General features: G+C 67.0%; 17 protein-coding genes and 1 tRNA gene. 4 read left to right on the forward strand and 14 right to left on the reverse strand.

Annotation, left to right across the window (positions count from 1 at the left end):
* Window positions 1-2: 2 nt before the first annotated feature.
* A complete protein-coding gene (locus FGX59_RS02195) occupies window positions 3-803 on the reverse strand; it encodes a metallophosphoesterase (RefSeq protein ID WP_171060483.1) in 801 nt (266 codons plus the stop codon).
* Between the two features lie 1,272 nt (window positions 804-2,075).
* Here FGX59_RS02195 and FGX59_RS02200 point away from each other — a divergent pair.
* The gene (locus tag FGX59_RS02200) at window positions 2,076-2,303 is read left to right on the forward strand and encodes a hypothetical protein (RefSeq protein ID WP_206078274.1); all 228 of its coding nucleotides are present in this window, start codon (window positions 2,076-2,078) and stop codon (window positions 2,301-2,303) included.
* Window positions 2,304-2,805: 502 nt separating this feature from the next.
* On the opposite strand, the gene FGX59_RS37445 is transcribed toward FGX59_RS02200, so the two are convergent.
* Window positions 2,806-3,072, reverse strand: a complete 267-nt coding sequence (locus tag FGX59_RS37445; protein WP_171060484.1) for a hypothetical protein — start codon at window positions 3,070-3,072, stop codon at window positions 2,806-2,808.
* A gap of 103 nt (window positions 3,073-3,175) precedes the next feature.
* Between FGX59_RS37445 and FGX59_RS02210 the strand changes: the two genes are divergently transcribed.
* Complete coding sequence (locus FGX59_RS02210; RefSeq protein ID WP_138464881.1) at window positions 3,176-3,355, forward strand: hypothetical protein; 180 nt, start codon at window positions 3,176-3,178, stop codon at window positions 3,353-3,355.
* A 535-nt stretch (window positions 3,356-3,890) separates the two neighbouring features.
* Here FGX59_RS02210 and FGX59_RS02215 read toward each other — a convergent pair.
* The 11 genes from FGX59_RS02215 to FGX59_RS02265 all read right to left on the reverse strand — a co-directional run bounded on the left by FGX59_RS02215 (window position 3,891) and on the right by FGX59_RS02265 (window position 12,971).
* Window positions 3,891-3,967 (reverse strand) — tRNA-Arg (locus FGX59_RS02215).
* A gap of 72 nt (window positions 3,968-4,039) precedes the next feature.
* The gene (locus FGX59_RS02220) at window positions 4,040-5,260 is read right to left on the reverse strand and encodes a cysteine desulfurase (protein ID WP_138464882.1); all 1,221 of its coding nucleotides are present in this window, start codon (window positions 5,258-5,260) and stop codon (window positions 4,040-4,042) included.
* Window positions 5,253-5,879, reverse strand: coding sequence for a Yip1 family protein (locus FGX59_RS02225; protein WP_138464883.1), 627 nt, complete (start codon window positions 5,877-5,879; stop codon window positions 5,253-5,255). The genes FGX59_RS02220 and FGX59_RS02225 overlap by 8 nt, the downstream gene beginning before the upstream one ends.
* A 9-nt stretch (window positions 5,880-5,888) precedes the next feature.
* Window positions 5,889-6,401: a YIP1 family protein gene (locus tag FGX59_RS02230; protein WP_138464884.1), complete on the reverse strand. Its 513-nt coding sequence runs from the start codon at window positions 6,399-6,401 to the stop codon at window positions 5,889-5,891.
* Complete coding sequence (locus FGX59_RS02235; protein ID WP_138464885.1) at window positions 6,401-7,687, reverse strand: SufD family Fe-S cluster assembly protein; 1,287 nt, start codon at window positions 7,685-7,687, stop codon at window positions 6,401-6,403. The genes FGX59_RS02230 and FGX59_RS02235 overlap by 1 nt, the downstream gene beginning before the upstream one ends.
* The gene (sufC, locus tag FGX59_RS02240; protein ID WP_138464886.1) at window positions 7,687-8,442 is read right to left on the reverse strand and encodes a Fe-S cluster assembly ATPase SufC; all 756 of its coding nucleotides are present in this window, start codon (window positions 8,440-8,442) and stop codon (window positions 7,687-7,689) included. Before sufC ends, FGX59_RS02235 begins: the two co-directional genes overlap by 1 nt.
* Before the next feature lie 19 nt (window positions 8,443-8,461).
* Window positions 8,462-9,256 carry a polysaccharide pyruvyl transferase family protein gene (locus FGX59_RS02245; protein ID WP_138464887.1) on the reverse strand — a complete coding sequence of 265 codons (795 nt, stop codon included), beginning with the start codon at window positions 9,254-9,256 and terminating at the stop codon, window positions 8,462-8,464.
* Entirely contained in the window at window positions 9,256-9,567 is a 312-nt protein-coding gene (locus FGX59_RS02250; protein WP_138465043.1) for a heavy metal-binding domain-containing protein, read from the reverse strand. The genes FGX59_RS02245 and FGX59_RS02250 overlap by 1 nt, the downstream gene beginning before the upstream one ends.
* 290 nt (window positions 9,568-9,857) lie before the next feature.
* Complete coding sequence (sufB, locus tag FGX59_RS02255) at window positions 9,858-11,420, reverse strand: Fe-S cluster assembly protein SufB (RefSeq protein ID WP_138464888.1); 1,563 nt, start codon at window positions 11,418-11,420, stop codon at window positions 9,858-9,860.
* A 43-nt stretch (window positions 11,421-11,463) separates the two neighbouring features.
* The gene (locus FGX59_RS02260; RefSeq protein ID WP_138464889.1) at window positions 11,464-12,516 is read right to left on the reverse strand and encodes a cysteine desulfurase family protein; all 1,053 of its coding nucleotides are present in this window, start codon (window positions 12,514-12,516) and stop codon (window positions 11,464-11,466) included.
* On the reverse strand, window positions 12,513-12,971 hold the full coding sequence (locus tag FGX59_RS02265; RefSeq protein WP_138464890.1) for an Rrf2 family transcriptional regulator: 459 nt from the start codon (window positions 12,969-12,971) through the stop codon (window positions 12,513-12,515). The genes FGX59_RS02260 and FGX59_RS02265 overlap by 4 nt, the downstream gene beginning before the upstream one ends.
* 150 nt (window positions 12,972-13,121) lie before the next feature.
* On the opposite strand from FGX59_RS02265, the gene FGX59_RS02270 reads away from it, so the two are divergent.
* Window positions 13,122-13,775: an alpha/beta hydrolase gene (locus FGX59_RS02270; protein WP_138464891.1), complete on the forward strand. Its 654-nt coding sequence runs from the start codon at window positions 13,122-13,124 to the stop codon at window positions 13,773-13,775.
* Entirely contained in the window at window positions 13,772-14,356 is a 585-nt protein-coding gene (locus FGX59_RS02275; protein ID WP_240722209.1) for an HD family hydrolase, read from the forward strand. The genes FGX59_RS02270 and FGX59_RS02275 overlap by 4 nt, the downstream gene beginning before the upstream one ends.
* Window position 14,357: 1 nt before the next feature.
* On the opposite strand, the gene FGX59_RS02280 is transcribed toward FGX59_RS02275, so the two are convergent.
* The gene (locus tag FGX59_RS02280; RefSeq protein ID WP_138464892.1) at window positions 14,358-15,524 is read right to left on the reverse strand and encodes a DUF2235 domain-containing protein; all 1,167 of its coding nucleotides are present in this window, start codon (window positions 15,522-15,524) and stop codon (window positions 14,358-14,360) included.
* Window positions 15,525-15,597: the final 73 nt, after the last annotated feature.

The raw sequence follows: 15,597 nt of genomic DNA on the forward strand, positions 1-15,597 counted from the left end.
GCTCAGCCCGGCAGCTCGGGGTGGCGGTCGATGTAGTTGTCGAAATGCAGCACGGTGCGGTCGGCCTCGCTGAGGATGACGGCCATCTGCCCCGGCCCCTCGCGGCGGGTGCGGTAGGGCGCGGGGCCGAATTCCTCGCGCATCGTGGCATGCCCGCCGGCGATGGTATGATAGGGAATGCCGCGGCGCAGCGTCGTGGTCGCCATGTGGATATGGCCCGCCGTGACCCCGCGGATGTCGGGATAGCCGTCGAGGATCGCCAGGAACTCTTCCGGCTCCTCCATCAGGTAGGCGTCATGGACCGGCGAGACCTGCAGCGCCGGATGGTGCAGCACGACATGCACCGGCCGCCCCGCAGCGCGGTCGAGCTCGGCCCTGAGCCAGTCGAGCCGCAGCGGGCAGAGCCGCCCGGTGCCGCGCCCCCAGCCGCCCGTTCCCGGCCCTTTCTCCAGCGTGTCGAGCACCAGCACCACCTCGCCGCCCAGATGATGCGCCGACTGGGCGAAGCCGTTCGCATCAAGCCGCTCGGCCCCGAAGATGCGGGCGAAGACATCGCGGTTGTCGTGATTGCCGAGCGTCGCGGCCCAGGGTACGCGCAGCCCGCCGAGCGCCTCCAGCAGGCTCTCATAGGCGGCGCTGCGCGAGCGGTCCGTCAGGTCGCCGGCCAGCACCACCAGGTCGGCATCGCCATGTGCGGCATTGATCCGCGAGATGGCGGCCCCGAGCCACTCGGCCGGATCGATCCCCGCGAGCCGCTCGCCGGGAAGGGTGATGTGCAGATCCGAAAGGACGATGAATTTCACGGCACGCTCCTGCAGTCCTGCCCCCGCCCGGGATCCCCGCACGGATAGCGCGCCCTCTCCATACCCGTCCCGCGCAGCGCGCGCAGCGCGCCCATTGCCGCAAACCCCGCAACCCGTGCCTTCAGCGGCATCCAAGCGGCCGCCCCCTGACCAGGATACGGAGCAACTGCAATCCCGACCCGCCGGGACCGCAATGGCTGCGCGCCCGGGAAGCCAGGCGCATCCACCCTCCAGTGGACCAGTTCGGAACATGCCGACGCAGCAGGATGCGGAATTCCGGCCCGATCTCGGCGGCCGCCTCCAGGACAACGGTCCGACCCGGTATCCCGGCCACAGCGCCGGCCACCATCGACCCGAGTAGCTTCCGATAGGGTGCGACGATCGGGCCCTCCGGAAATCTTCGGTCATGGCTGGCCCGGAGAACGCGGAGAGCACCACCTGGGACGCCAGGCCAAGTCCTATATCCTACGGACAGTGTCTGGCGCCGGAGCCCTAGCGCGAAGCGCTGCAGCTGGCACGGGCCAGCGGGCAAAGGCGGCGCGACATCGCGGATGATCCGGGCGGCGGCCAGCCGACGCGCTGGATCCGGGCAGATCGGAATGCGGAGGAGCCCCGCGGCGAACAGGTCGGCCCGCATGTCGAGATGAAGCGGCTGCGCAGCGCGGTCTCAGCCCTCAAACAGGAGCGCGACATCCCGAGCAGGGCCGCAACCTCTTTCGCGAAAGACGCGAGTTGGCGCGCTTTGCACTCATCGAGGCCGACCGGTCCGGACCCGATGGCGCGCACCAGCTTCCCCTTCAGCCGGAGCACCACGTCCCCGGCGTCAGCCAGAGCGGGGCCGTCGCGTGGCGGGACCGTCCAGCCTGCCGTCGCCAGCGACAGGACAGGGTGCATCCGGCACGCCCCTTTGCCACTCGAACCCATGGCGCATCATTGGCAGCCTTCGGCCATGCAGGGCTGCCAGTATTTCGCCGTTGCGATCGACCGGCACTCGCGGAAGGCCGCCGACCGGACCGCAAGTGACCGCCTGAGGCCCGACCTTGCGGTCAAAGACCCGGCACGCTCCATGCCCGTACGGTATCGTGATGCCGCATGTGTCGATCCCTGCGATCGAGGCCCGCACTATCGCTTTCTGGGCTGCCAGACCGAACTCCGGAAACGCGTGAGCACGGATGTATCGACCCAGTGGCATCCTGCTCATGGTGCACGGGAGAAGGTCGCGACAAGCATGACGATGGCCGTCAGCGTCAAGCGCTGGACGGCGATGCGGAGTTGAAGGGGACCGTGGGCGCGAAAGCCCCGGAAACGGTGCTCCTCACCGAGATCATCCAGAGCAGGACAACCGTGGCCGAGGCGAGCCGGTCATTCGACCTGTCCCCTTCCGGGATCGAGGGCCGGGTCGAGGATGGCAAGCGGAGCATGGAGACCTCGCGGCACGCGGACCCGCTCGGCAACGGCGAGCAATACGCGAAGCTGCCCGAGGATTTGCAGGCAGCCTAGCCGGGTGCCGAAAAAAGTCTGCTCGGCCGCGGGGTATGCTGGAAAACCGGGAAGATGGCCCCGAACACGGCCAGACCTGCCGGATTCGAGGAGAAATCCAGGTCAAATCCGGAACGAAATCCTCCGGGATGACGCCCAGGACCCCTTTTGCATCCCCCTGCTGGGGCCAGGCATGCTGGAGATGCGCCCGGAAAAAGCTGCAGGCCCTCATGGAGCAGGAGATCCGGACGCTCCGTGAGCGCCTACTGTCTGACGGGATCACGGTGCCGCAGGCCAGACGCCCTGCCCGGTTCGGCGTGCCGCTGCGGACGGTCTGCCGCGAGCCGGTCAAACCCGCGCTGAAGGTCGATCCCCGCGTCGCCGAACCGATCAAGACGATGATCGGGAAGGCGCCGTCGTTCGGCTCTCGCATGGTCGCCCGGCGTAACGGCTCCAACGGGAACGCCCGGCAGCGGCTTCGGCATCTCTCCCGGACCGGCGGCGTGCGAGGCCTCTCTCCAGATCAGGGCCGGCAGATCCGCAAGCAGCCAACCGGCTTTTCCTCGAGCACCGGTCGCGCGCGATCAGCTCGTTCGGGCATTCCTTCGGACCGATGGCAGTCCTGCCCTCGCTCCTCGAAGATGCGAATCTCGGCCGCACGGTGCTGGACCACGAGCACGCGCCGGCGGGAGGTGTCGGGCACAGAATGGAGATGGCCGCCGACAGGGACGATGCCGTCCTTGCTGGCCAGCTGCATTTGCCGGCCGGTCGGCGGGTCATCGTAGACCATCAGCGGCTCGCCGGTCTCAGGGCCCGGACTTCCTCCAGGCGCAGGGACTGGCGGTCATGGTGCGAAGGAAGGGCTCCGCCGCCGCATCGAGGTTTTTCGGGTTATGCGGGTTCTCCTTCAGGCCCGGCGGCAGCTCCACCACAATTCCCGCCTCGATTTCGTCCGGCTCGAAGTCGTCGCCATCCGCCCCGGGATGGAGGCGGCGCCAAGCTGCGCGGCCTCCGCCTCAAGGACCATCCTGGCGGCGGCCCCGGAATTCGCGGCCGTCATCGCGCCTTCCTGAAAGCGCTCGGCCATGTTCATCTTGTGCAGGGCGGCGCAGCGCAGAGCCTGCCAGAACGTCGAGCGGCACGCAGGGAAAGCCCCGGGCCTCGGCCAGGCGCCGTGCCGCAAGGTAGTGCGCCCTTGCGGCCGCCCCCTCTCCGGCGGCCATCGCGCGCCCGTTCTGCCGCGACCCGTGCCGCCTTGGCGTTTGCCTCGGACAGGCCGGCGGTGTGCAGTGCAATTCGAACGAAATTGACCGGCAGCCCGTCGCGCCCCATGATCAGGCCGCCCAGGGACTTCGGCACCCGTTTGACAAAGTGGTAGCGCCCACGGTCCAGCGTGACGCCCGGCACCTTCCGCAATTTCGGCATATCTCCCCGGCGTGAATTCGTGAGGGGAATTCAGCGTGGCGACCCGCTTGCGGTTAAGTAAGATTTAATGGGATTTGTTGCGGGTTTTGTAACAGGCATTCCGGCCACCGGACTGACAAACGCATGTAACTCGCTGATATTCGGTTTTTTATTTTCCTTGTCTTCAACCCGTGTCAAGGAAAATGGCGCACCCATGAGGATTCGAACCTCAGACCTCTGCCTTCGGAGGGCAGCGCTCTATCCAGCTGAGCTATGGGTGCGTGCCGGGGGTGTATAGGTGGCGCCGCCGGGACTTGCAATCGCAAAAATCGATGTCCCGGCGGGAATTTGCGTCAGGCGAAAAGCTCGTGGCAGAGCTCCAGCGCCTCCACCAGCTTGTCGACCTCCGCCTCGGTATTGTAGAGCCCGAAGGACGCCCGGCAGGTCGCCGAAACCCCAAGATGCTGCATCAGCGGCTGGGCGCAGTGATGGCCCGCGCGCACCGCCACGCCCTTCTTGTCGAGCACGGTCGAGATGTCATGCGCATGCGCCGCCCCCTCGAGCGTGAAGGAGAAGATCGCCGCCTTGCCCGGCGCCTGGCCCTGGACATTCACCCAGTTCAGCCCGTCGAGACGCGCCCGCGCATAGGTGCTGATCCGGTCCTCATGCGCCGCGACATTCTCCATGCCGAGATCCATCAGGTAGTCGAGCGCCGCGCCGAGGCCGATCGTCTGGACGATGCCCGGCGTGCCCGCCTCGAACTTCATCGGCGGGTCGGCATAGCTGACCGCGTCGCGGGTGACCTCGCGGATCATGTCGCCGCCGCCCATGAAGGGCCGCATCTCTGCCAGCCGCTCCTTGCGGATCCAGATCGCGCCCGAGCCCGACGGACCATAGAGCTTGTGCCCGGTGATCGCGTAGAAGTCGCAGCCGATATCGGCGACGTCGACCGGCGCATGCACCGCGCCCTGCGAGCCGTCGACCAGCACCGGGACGCCCTTCTCGCGCGCCGCCTCGCAGATCGCCTTCACGTCGACCCGGGTGCCCAGCACGTTCGAGAGCTGGGTGATCGCGACGAGCTTGGTCTTCGGGCCGATCGCGTCGATCACCTTCTGCGGATCGAGCGCGCCGACCGCGTCGGTCTCCACCCATTTCAGCACCGCCCCCTGGCGCTCGCGCAGGAAATGCCAGGGCACGATATTGGCGTGGTGCTCCATCACGCTCAGCACGATCTCGTCGCCCGGCTCGAAGCGCGGCGCGGCCCAGGCATAGGAGACCAGGTTGATCCCCTCGGTGGTGCCGGTGGTGAAGACGATCTCGTGCTCGTCCGGCGCGCCCAGGAAGCGGGCGACCTTGCCGCGCACCGCCTCGTATTTCTCGGTCGCGAGGTTCGACAGGTAGTGCAGCCCGCGATGGACGTTGGAATATTCCTCGGCATAGCCGCGGGTGACGGCGTCGATCACCACCTGCGGCTTCTGCGCGGAGGCGCCGTTGTCGAGATAGACCAGCGGCTTGCCGTTCACCTCCCGCGAGAGGATGGGAAAATCGGCACGGATCTTTGCGACGTCAAGCAACGGCACCTCCTGTTAAGGGCAGCCCCATGAAGGACAGGACGAGAGACAGGGCGAAACTGATCGCCAGCACCGAGCAGACGATCATCAGGAAGACGAGCCACAGGTTCTTGAACCCGTGGATCTCGGCCACGAAGGCGGTGAAGAGCCAGGTCACCAGCGCGAAGCCCGCGGCAGTGACGAAGAGCCCGGCCCCGCCCGGGGCGATGAAGGAGAGCACGAAGAGAAGCCCCACCTGCGCGAGCTGCACGAAGATCATGACGATCTCGAGCCAGCTCAGCAGCAGGAGCGACCGGTCCAGCGTGCCGGTGCCGCCCATGACGCGGCCGATATGGTGGACGGCGAAGACCGTCAGCACGAGGCCGCACAGATGCAGCCCCGCCATGGCCAGCGGCCCGAGGCCGACGAGCTCGGCCTCGCCGCCCGAGGGCAGGAAGATCAGGGCCGCCGCCTGCCCGGCCAGCGCCGAAATCGCGGCGACCGTGACGAGAACCAGCCAGAGCGTGCTCTGCGGCAGCTCCAGCGCCAGGATGTGGCGCGCCGTGCCGCGCGGATTGCGCAGCGTGGCAATGACCAGGGCGAAAATGCCCCCAAGGGTGAAATCGGAAAGGCGCGGTGTCATGGGCTTCACCTACGCCAGCTCGTCACCGCCGGCAATGCCCGGCGCCGGCCGGGACGCCGCCCGCATGCCGAGGATCCAGATCGCGATCCAGCCCGCGAGCGCGGCCAGCGTCACCAGGTCGAGCGCCGTGCCCTGCCCCGAGAACCCGGCCGCCAGCCCGCGGAAGAGCCAGAGCGGGCTCGCCGCCAGCAGCGCCCAGAAGGTCGCCACCCGCGCGCCGTACCAGCCGGGCCTGCCGCCGAAGAGCCGCGACAGCCCGCGCGCCAGCGCCGCCAGCGCGTAGAAGCCCAGCGGCGCGAAGAACATCCAGAAGAGCAGCTCGCCCGAGGCGGTCTCTGCCATCGCGCCGCCCGCCTCTGCCGTCTCCCGCGCCAGCCGCGGCAGCTGCGCCACGAAGACCAGCGCGCAGCCCAGCATCAGATAGGCCAGCGCCCGCCCCTCGTGTTCGGGCGCCGCCAGGAGCCGCCGGACCACGCGGCCCGGGCAGCGGTAGCTGGAGAGGATGTCCAGCGTGACCGACATCAGCTGCGGCGCCGCGCCAGCCAGCCGTCCAGCCGCTCGCGGATTTCTTCCGCCAGGCTGTCATCCTCGATCTCCTCTAGCGCCTCGGCCAGGAAGGCCAGCGTCAGCAGATCCTGGGCCTCGCGCCGCGGCACCCCGCGCGAACGCAGGTAGTAGAGCGCCGTCTCGTCGATCGCCCCCGAGGTCGAGCCATGCGAGCAGGCCACGTCGTCGGCATAGATCTCCAGCTCCGGCTTGGCGAGGAACTGGCTGTCGTCGTCCAGCAGCAGCGACTGGCTGATCTGGTAGCCGTCGGTCTTCTGGGCGTCCTTCTTCACCAGGATCTTGCCCTGGAAGACGCCGGTCGCGCCGTTGCGCAGCACTTTCTTGAAGACCTGGCGGCTTTCGCAATTCACCGCGTCATGGGTGACGAACACCGTGTCGTCATGGTGGAAGTCGCCATCGCCCATCGAGGCGCCCGCGACATGGGCCACCGCGTCGTCGCCGGTGAACTCGATCACGCATTCATTGCGCGTCAGCACGCCATTGGCCGTCATGGTGAAGGACTTGAACAGGCTCTCCGTCCCCAGCCGCGCGAAGATATGCGTCGCCGCGCGCCGTTCGTGGTCGCGCCCCTGGGCGCGGACATGGTGGAACTTGCCGCCATCGGCGACATCGACTTCCAGCACCTTGTTGAACCGCGCCGCGGCCGGGCCGTTCTCCAGGAGCGTGATCTCGCCGCCGGACTCGACCTTGACCGCATGGTGCAGGATCGCGTCGCTGCCCGGATCCTGGTGGATATAGACCAGCGAGACCGGCTTCGAGGGCGTGCCGGTGACGTGGATCAGGATCCCGTCGGTGGCGAAGGCGGTGTTCAGCGCGGCCAGCGGACGCTCGACCGGGGTCTGGCCCGCCACTTCAAGAACGCCGTACAAGTCCTTGGCCCAATGGATATCCTTGGTGCCAGCCTCGGCCAGGCGCTCGATCGTGATGCCTTCGAGTTCCAGCGGGTCGGACTGCTCGGGATCGAACACGCCGTCGACGAAAGTGATCTTCAGACGGTCGCGGGCCGAGAAGACCGGCGTTTCCGACCCCTCGAAAACCGCCGCCTTCGGCGCCTCGGGTGCGTTCAGCGTGTCGGGACGGGTGTACTTCCAGTATTCGTCGCGCGCATGCGGCAGGCCCATCGCGCCCAGACGCGACAGCGCATCCTTGCGCGCCGCCGCGCTCCAGCCGCCTTCCGGCAGGCTCAGCGAGGCCAGCCGCGCCTCGAGCGCGTCAAGCTTCGGCTTCAGCTGCGCTGCCATCACGCCACCTCCGACAGGATGTCCGCGTAGCCGTTATGCTCGACTTCCAGCGCCAGCTCGGGGCCGCCGGACTTGACGATGCGGCCATTGGACATGATGTGGACGACGTCCGGCTTGATGTGGTCGAGAAGCCGCTGGTAGTGGGTGATGACCAGGAAGGAGCGGCCCGCGTCGCGCAGCGCGTTCACGCCGTCCGAGACCAGTTTCATCGCGTCGACATCAAGGCCGGAATCGGTCTCGTCGAGGATGCACATCTTCGGTGCCAGCATGGCCATCTGCAGGATTTCGTTGCGCTTTTTCTCGCCGCCGGAGAAGCCGACATTGACCGGACGCTTCAGCATCTCGGCGTCGATCTTCAGCTCCTTCGCCTTGGCGCGGACGAGCTTGAGGAAGTCGGCGGAGCTGATCTCCTCCTCGCCGCGCAGCTTCCGCTGGGCGTTCAGCGAGGTGCGCAGGAAGGTCATGTTGCCGACGCCGGGGATTTCCACCGGGTACTGGAAGGCCAGGAACAGGCCCTTGGCGGCGCGTTCCTCGGGCTCCAGCGCCAGCAGGTCCTCGCCATTGAGCGTCGCGGTGCCGCCGGTGACCTCGTAGCCGTCACGGCCCGAGAGCACATAGGACATGGTCGACTTGCCCGAGCCGTTCGGCCCCATGATGGCATGAACCGTCCCGGCCTCGATGCTCAGATCGACGCCTTTGAGGATCTGCTTGTCCTCTTCTTCGAGTTTGACTTCGAGCCCCTTGATTTCCAGCATGTTACATCCTCTTCTTGATCTAGTTCGCCCGCAGAGCAGGCGGAAAGCTGTTCCAAAGCCGCTGTTTCGCGGCGGCGATGCCCGCGGCATGGGGCAAGGGCCCCTCGGGCAGGTCCGGAAGCCGGGCCGGAATCTCTTCCGGCTGGATCGGCTTCCCAAGATTTCTATCTATGCCAAGGGCATAGTCGTTGAACTTGAAGTAGGGTTCGGCATGGATCCCCTCTGGATCGACCCAGGTCGAGGGAATGCCATAGGCGTCCGCCGTCACCAGCCCGTGCAGCGACGAGCTGAAGACATGCCGCGCTCCGGCAATCTGCCGGACCGCCTCCAGCGGATCGCTGGCGCGCACATCGACCAGGCGGAGGCCCGGTCGCTCGGCCAGCGCCCGCCAGACCGGCAGATCGACATGGGAAAAGTGAGGAACAACAGCAACTTCTTCGCCGTTCTTGATGTCCTCTCCCAGCACTTCGCCGATCAGCAGGCCGGGATCGCCATAGGCCTCCACCGCGACATGCAGCACTTCGGCCGTCTTCGGTCCGCGCAAGGCAGCGAAGTCGACATGGGCGGTAAAGCGCCGCCCCACCGGCTTCATGCAGCCCGCGCCCCAGACGACCGGCCGGTGCCGCCGCGGCGCGCGGTAGCTCTTTGCAACCGGCCTGAGGATCGAGCCGAGCGCGAACAGCTCCGCCTCGTCCGGATCGGCATGCACCACCTGGCGGCCGCTCGCATGGGCCACGATCAGGGGCGAGATGCCATCCCCGAAATTCGGCGTCTTGCGCCACCAGAAGAGCCGCAGAGGCGGACGCGCGGCCATCAGTCCACCGTCACCGAAGTGCCGGAGGCCGAGACCATCAGCATGTTGTTGATGACCTCGTAGTCGATATCGACACCGACCACCGCATTGCCGCCCATCGCGCGGGCGCGCTCCTCCATCTCCTTCAGCGCGGTCTCCCGCGCCTCGCCGAGCGAGCGCTCATAGGCGCCCGAGCGGCCGCCGATGATGTCGGTGATGCCCGCGAACATGTCCCGGAACACATTGGCGCCCAGGATCGCCTCGCCCACCACGATGCCGTGATAGGCCGAGATCGACCGGCCCTCGATGCCGTTGGTGGTCGTGACGATCATGGATGCGCCTTTCGACTTGCCCCAGGGGTTGCCCATGCCTATCTCCAGCGGCCGAAACGGCCAGATCCGATCCGGGCGTCAAGCCAAGCTTTTTCAATCGCCTGGCCGCCGGTTTCAATATGCAACCGCATTGTCCCGCGCCTGAACTTGCCCACTCGACCTGTCCCGCTCCGCAATTGCCGCCAGGGCGGCGCCCCCGATCACCAGGCGATGCGCCAGAGCACCTTTTCCTGCGGAGCGAGCTCCGGCCATCCCAGGATGCCGACGACCGCCCGCAGGAAGACGTTCCTTCAGCCGACCGAGCCCTCGAGCGAGATCGCGACCAGCTGCTGCGCTTCCATGGCGAATTCCATCGGCAGGGCCTGCAGCACCTCGCGGCAGAAGCCATTGACGACAAGCGCCACCGCCTCTTCCTCGTCCATGCCGCGCGAGCGGCAGTAGAAGAGCTGGTCGTCATCCACCTTCGACGTGGTCGCCTCGTGCTCCACCCGGCTCGAGTTGTTCTTCACCTCGATATAGGGGACCGTGTGGGCGCCGCATTGATCGCCGATCAGCAGGCTGTCGCACTGGGTGTAGTTGCGCGAATTCTTCGCCTTCGGGTGCATCGAGACGAGCCCGCGATAGGTGTTCTGCGCCTTGCCCGCCGAGATGCCCTTGGAGACGATCCGCGACTTGGTGTTCTTGCCCAGATGGATCATCTTGGTGCCGGTATCGGCCTGCTGGTAGTTGTTGGCGATGGCGATCGAGTAGAACTCGCCCTGGCTTTCCTCGCCGCGCAGGATGCAGGACGGGTATTTCCAGGTCACGGCCGAGCCGGTTTCGACTTGCGTCCACATCACCTTGGCCCGGTCGCCGCGGCAATCCGCGCGCTTGGTCACGAAGTTGTAGATGCCGCCCTTGCCGTTCTCGTCGCCGGGGAACCAGTTCTGCACCGTGGAGTATTTCACCTCGGCGTCTTCCTCGACGATGATCTCGACGACTGCCGCATGCAGCTGGGTCGTGTCGCGCTGCGGCGCGGTGCAGCCTTCGAGATAGCTCACGAAAGAGCCCTTGTCGGCGATGATCAGCGTCCGCTCGAACTGGCCGGTGTTCTCGGCGTTGATGCGGAAATAGGTCGAGAGCTCCATCGGGCAGCGCACGCCCGGCGGCACGTAGACGAAGGAGCCGTCGGAGAAGACCGCCGAGTTCAGCGTCGCGAAGAAGTTGTCCGAGACCGGCACGACCGAGCCCAGGTACTTCTTCACCAGCTCGGGATGGGTCCGGATCGCCTCGGAGATCGAGCAGAAGATCACGCCCGCCTCTTCCAGTTCCTTCTGGAAGGTGGTGCCGACCGAGACGGAGTCGAAAACCGCGTCGACGGCGACCTTGCGGCCCGATCCGGCGGTGGCCGACAGCTCGCTCACGGCATCCTTGGCCCCGGCCGGCGCGGCCTCGGCGCCTTCCACGCCCGCGAGGACCATCTGCTCCTTCAGCGGAATGCCCAGCTTGTTATAGGTCTCCAGCAGTTTCGGATCGACCTCGTCGAGCGATTTCGGCTTGGTTTCCATGGACTTGGGACGGGCGTAGTAATACTGGTCCTGATAGTCGATCTTGGGGTAGTCGACCATCGCCCAGGTGGGCTCCTCCTTCTGGGTCCAGCGCTGATAGGCCGCCAGACGCCATTCCGTCATCCATTCCGGTTCGTCATTCTTCGACGAGATCAGGCGGACGATGTCCTCGTTCAGCCCCTTGGGGGCATAGTCCATCTCGATCTCGGTTTCCCAGCCGTACTTGTACGTCCCCATGTTGCGGACGGCATCGACGGTTTCCTGGTCGACGCCTTCCTTGACGCCAGGGGTATCCAGAGCTGCCATGACGTTTGCCTTTCCCTCGGCGGACCGCCCCGGTCCGCTATCCCTATGATGCCCGCGCGCGGCGCCGGCGGTTCTGTGCGCTCCAGGCCTCGACAAAGCGGAGCACCTGGTCCTCGGTTGTCTCGGGGCCGAGCGAGACGCGGATCGCGCTTCCGGCGGTTTCCGCATCATGGCCCATGGCCAACAGCACGTTGCTCGCCTTCACCTTCCCCGAGGAGCAGGCGGAGCCGGCCGAGATCGCAAATCCCGCCAGATCCATCTGCATCACCTGGGTCTCGCCCTTCCAGCCGGGAGTGGCGATCATCGAGGTATTGGGCAGACGCGCGCTATCTTTCCCGACAAAAATAGTCGAAGAATTTTCCGAGGCCAAGCCGCTTTCTAGAATTTTTCTAAGTTCAAAGACGTTTTCCCAGACGCCCTCGGCGAGATCCCGCTGCGCGGCCTGGGCCGCAGCAGAAAAGCCACTGATTCCAATGACATTTTCCGTCCCGGAGCGGCGCCCCATCTCCTGTCCGCCGCCCTTGATCCGGGCCGTGATGTCAAGCCCGCGCCTGAGCACCAGCGCACCGATACCTTTGGGGCCGCCCAGCTTATGTGCAGATATGAAGCCCATGTCGATGCCCATCCAGTCGAATCCCACCGGCATCTTTCCGAAGCCCTGGGTGAGGTCGCTGACGGCCAGGCCCTCGGGCAGATCCTGGATCACCCCGGTCTCGCTATTGGCGAGTTGCAAAGCGCAACCGCTGGCATCTTGGGGCAGTTGCACCTTGCCACCGCCGTCCACGGGAAGATCCTCGCGGCACCAGGAGCGCACGGCGTCATGCTCGATCCCGGCGCAGCGCAGGTCGCGCCCGGCAAGCGCCAGGGCCGCCGCTTCGGTCGCGCCGGAGACGAAGACGATATCGGCCGCCATCGCGCCGAGCGCCTCGGCGATCTGGCCGCGCGCCTTCTCCACCAGCCCTTTCGCCGCCCGCCCCTCGGCATGGACCGAGGAGGGATTGCCGGTCACGTCCATCGCCGCGATCATCGCCGCCCTGGCCTCGGGGCGCAGCGGCGTCGTGGCGTTCCAGTCCAGATAGGCTCTTTCCCGCGTCATTCGTCGATGATGGCGAAGAGGTTTGGGACGGCGGGACAGGGGGCGAGGTCGTTCTTCACGACATCCGACAGCCGCGTCTGGTGGAGGAAGACATAGACATGGGCCGAGAAGCCCTCCCAGAGCCGGTTGGTCAGCGACTGGGCGCGGGAGCCCGAGAGCGCGCCGGAGGCTGCCGCCCCCTTGTGCAGTGCGCTGACGGTCTCGTCGACGGCGGCGAGAATCTCGGAGACGCGGATTTCCGTCGCAGGCCGCGCCAGGCGGTAGCCCCCGCCCGGGCCGCGCACCGATTCAACCAGCTTCGCGCGGCGCAGCTTGACGAAGAGCTGTTCCAGATAGGCCACTGAAATGTCCTGCCGTTTGGCGACATCGGCCAGGCTGACCGGTTCGTCGCGCTTCTGCAACGCCAGGTCGGTCAGCGCCACCATCGCATAGCGGCCTTTTGTGCTGAGCTTCACGCTATCCCCTCCGTTGCCATTGACCCGTGGCCCATGGATGTATACCTGCCTCACGATGCCGTCATGCCCGTGACGGCGAGAGACACGTCTAAGGACCGGTGGAGACTCCGTCAAGGAACAGCGCCGGTGAGCTGGAGAGCTGAGCAGCCGATGCCTGAGGTCATTTTCCCCGGACCCGAAGGGCGCCTGGAGGGGCGCTACCACCCGCAGAAGATCAAGGACGCCCCGATCGCGATCATCCTGCACCCGCATCCGCAGTTCGGCGGGACGATGAACAACCGCGTCGTCTACAATCTGCATTACACTTTCTTCAACATGGGCTTCACCGTCCTGCGGTTCAATTTCCGCGGCGTCGGCCGGTCCCAGGGCGAATACGACCAGGGGATCGGCGAGCTGTCGGACGCGGCCTCCGCGCTCGACTACCTGCAGTCGATGAACCAGAACGCCAAGCACTGCTGGGTCGCGGGCTTCTCCTTCGGGGCCTGGATCGGCATGCAGCTGCTGATGCGCCGCCCCGAGATCACCGGCTTCGTCTCGGTCAGCCCGCCCGCGAACATGTACGACTTCTCGTTCCTGGCGCCCTGCCCGTCCTCGGGGCTGATCATCAACGGCACCAATGACCGGGTCGCCCCGCCGGCCGATACCCGTTCGCTCGTCGGCAAGCTGCACGAGCAGAAGGGCATCACCATCACCCATACCGAGGTCGAGGGCGCGGGCCATTTCTACGAGGATCCGCATATGGAGACCCTCACCGGTTCGGTTTCCGACTACGTCAAGCGGCGGCTCACCGAGACCACCCGTTGACCCGTCTCGACCGGCAGATCGCCTTCCTGATGGAGGCGGAGCGGCTTCGCAAGATCGAGCGCTCCACCCCCATCGGCGACGGCTCGCGGCCGGAGAATTCGGCAGAGCATTCCTGGCATCTCGCGCTCTTCGCACTGGTGCTGGGCGAGCATGGCGCGGAGGGGATCGACCTCAACCGCGTGATCCGCATGCTGATCCTGCATGACATCGTCGAGGTGGATGCCGGCGACAACCCGATCCACGGCAATGTCGACACCGCCGCGCAGGAAGCCGCCGAGAAGAAGGCGGCCGACCGGCTCTACGGGCTCCTGCCCGAGGACCAGGGGGCGGAGCTGCGCGCGCTCTGGGACGAGTTCGAGGCCGAGGAGACGCCCGAGGCGCAATTCGCCAAGGCGCTCGACCGGTTCCAGCCGCCTCTTCTGAACCTCGCCACCGACGGGGTGAACTGGAAGCTCTACGAGGTCACCCCCGAGAAGATCGAGCGCCGCATCGGCCGCGCAGTCGAACGCGGCGCGCCGGGGCTCTGGTCCTGGCTCTGGCCGCGGATCACCGGCTTCTTCGCCGGGACCTCGGCGCGCTAGCTCAGGCGGGCCAGCCCGCGCTGCCCGCCACCGCGCTGAGCTGCGACGGGCGGTAGGGCCAGCCCGGCCCGGCCCCGGCCCCGCGCCAGCGCGCTTCGGCCACTTCCGACACCTCCGCCGCGCTTTCCGCCGCTGGCCGCTGATAGGGGAAGGCGCGCAGCGTCAGCCGGTCGGCGAGCTTGTAGGCCACCTCCGGATTGCCGAAGGGCCCCAGCACATCGGCCCGGCCGCGCAGCGCCGCGATCTTCGCGGCATCAAAGGCCAGCCCGGCCGCCTCGGCCCCCGCGGCGATCCAGTCGAGCACGGCCATCCCCGCCCCCTCATGCCCCTCGGTCAGCGAACCGCCCACCGTGCCGTGCACGCCGGGAAACCAGAGCTGGCGGTAGGGCGCGTCCCCGGCCGCCGCATTCAGTTCCGCCAGCTTGGCGCGGTCCCAGGGCACGGATTTGTAGGTGATCCGCGGCTCGTCGATGGCCATGGCGTGGCGCGCCGCGCGCACCATCGCGCTGAGCTTCTGGTCGTGGAAGCGGTAGCGGCTGTTGACTCGCGCGATCCCCGGCCAGAGCTCGGGCACGCCGAGCGCGCCCACCGTGTCGAAGACCCCCATATAGGCGATGCGCAGCGGGCAGGCGCCGGGCCGCGCCGCCCGGTCGGCCTCGTCGGTGGCGAGCCCGGGATTGACCCAGCCCCTCAGGCTGCGCGCGCGCTCCTCCCAGGGGGCATCGCCGGGGCGGCGACTGCGATAGACCCCCATCAGATGCGACAGCAGCACTGGGTCGTCCTCGGTCGGCAGGCTGCAATTGCGCAGGAGCCCCACCAGCGAGCGGGCGGTATAGGCGCCGCGCGAGAAGCCGAAGATGTGGATCTCGTCGCCCGGCTCGTAGCGGCGCACAAGGAAGCGGTAGGCCTTCAGGATCTTGTCGTCGAGCCCCCACCCGAAGACGCCGCCGCCGACCCTGTCGATCGTGTAGCGCAGGCGCCCGACCTCGCCCGGCGTGCCAACCCCGTCGATATAGAAGCCCTCCTGCGCCACGCCATCCGGCGCCTTGCCCGCAATCACCGCCTCGGAAAGCCGCAGGATGCTGGTGACGGGGCGGTTTTCTGCCGCGAGCACGGCCCGGTCGCTGCGATTCCAGGTTCCATCGCAGAAAATTGCGATACGCTTCATGGCAAATTCACCCCCTCGCGATCCTAGTCGAGCATGACCGCAGCCCGTCCGACTCACAAGCCGACTCACAAGC

Origin of the sequence: Poseidonocella sp. HB161398, assembly GCF_005870025.1 — a bacterium.
In the GTDB taxonomy this organism is placed as follows: domain Bacteria; phylum Pseudomonadota; class Alphaproteobacteria; order Rhodobacterales; family Rhodobacteraceae; genus Mangrovicoccus.

Bases quoted from the DNA above. Each gene is read 5' to 3' on its own strand.
- FGX59_RS37445 (WP_171060484.1), bottom strand. From the start codon at position 3,072: ATGGTCTACGATGACCCGCCGACCGGCCGGCAAATGCAGCTGGCCAGC.
- FGX59_RS02210 (WP_138464881.1), top strand. From the start codon at position 3,176: ATGCGGGTTCTCCTTCAGGCCCGGCGGCAGCTCCACCACAATTCCCGC.
- FGX59_RS02225 (WP_138464883.1), bottom strand. From the start codon at position 5,879: ATGACACCGCGCCTTTCCGATTTCACCCTTGGGGGCATTTTCGCCCTG.
- FGX59_RS02230 (WP_138464884.1), bottom strand. From the start codon at position 6,401: ATGTCGGTCACGCTGGACATCCTCTCCAGCTACCGCTGCCCGGGCCGC.
- FGX59_RS02235 (WP_138464885.1), bottom strand. From the start codon at position 7,687: ATGGCAGCGCAGCTGAAGCCGAAGCTTGACGCGCTCGAGGCGCGGCTG.
- sufC (WP_138464886.1), bottom strand. From the start codon at position 8,442: ATGCTGGAAATCAAGGGGCTCGAAGTCAAACTCGAAGAAGAGGACAAG.
- FGX59_RS02245 (WP_138464887.1), bottom strand. From the start codon at position 9,256: ATGGCCGCGCGTCCGCCTCTGCGGCTCTTCTGGTGGCGCAAGACGCCG.
- FGX59_RS02250 (WP_138465043.1), bottom strand. From the start codon at position 9,567: ATGATCGTCACGACCACCAACGGCATCGAGGGCCGGTCGATCTCGGCC.
- sufB (WP_138464888.1), bottom strand. From the start codon at position 11,420: ATGGCAGCTCTGGATACCCCTGGCGTCAAGGAAGGCGTCGACCAGGAA.
- FGX59_RS02260 (WP_138464889.1), bottom strand. From the start codon at position 12,516: ATGACGCGGGAAAGAGCCTATCTGGACTGGAACGCCACGACGCCGCTG.
- FGX59_RS02270 (WP_138464891.1), top strand. From the start codon at position 13,122: ATGCCTGAGGTCATTTTCCCCGGACCCGAAGGGCGCCTGGAGGGGCGC.
- FGX59_RS02280 (WP_138464892.1), bottom strand. From the start codon at position 15,524: ATGAAGCGTATCGCAATTTTCTGCGATGGAACCTGGAATCGCAGCGAC.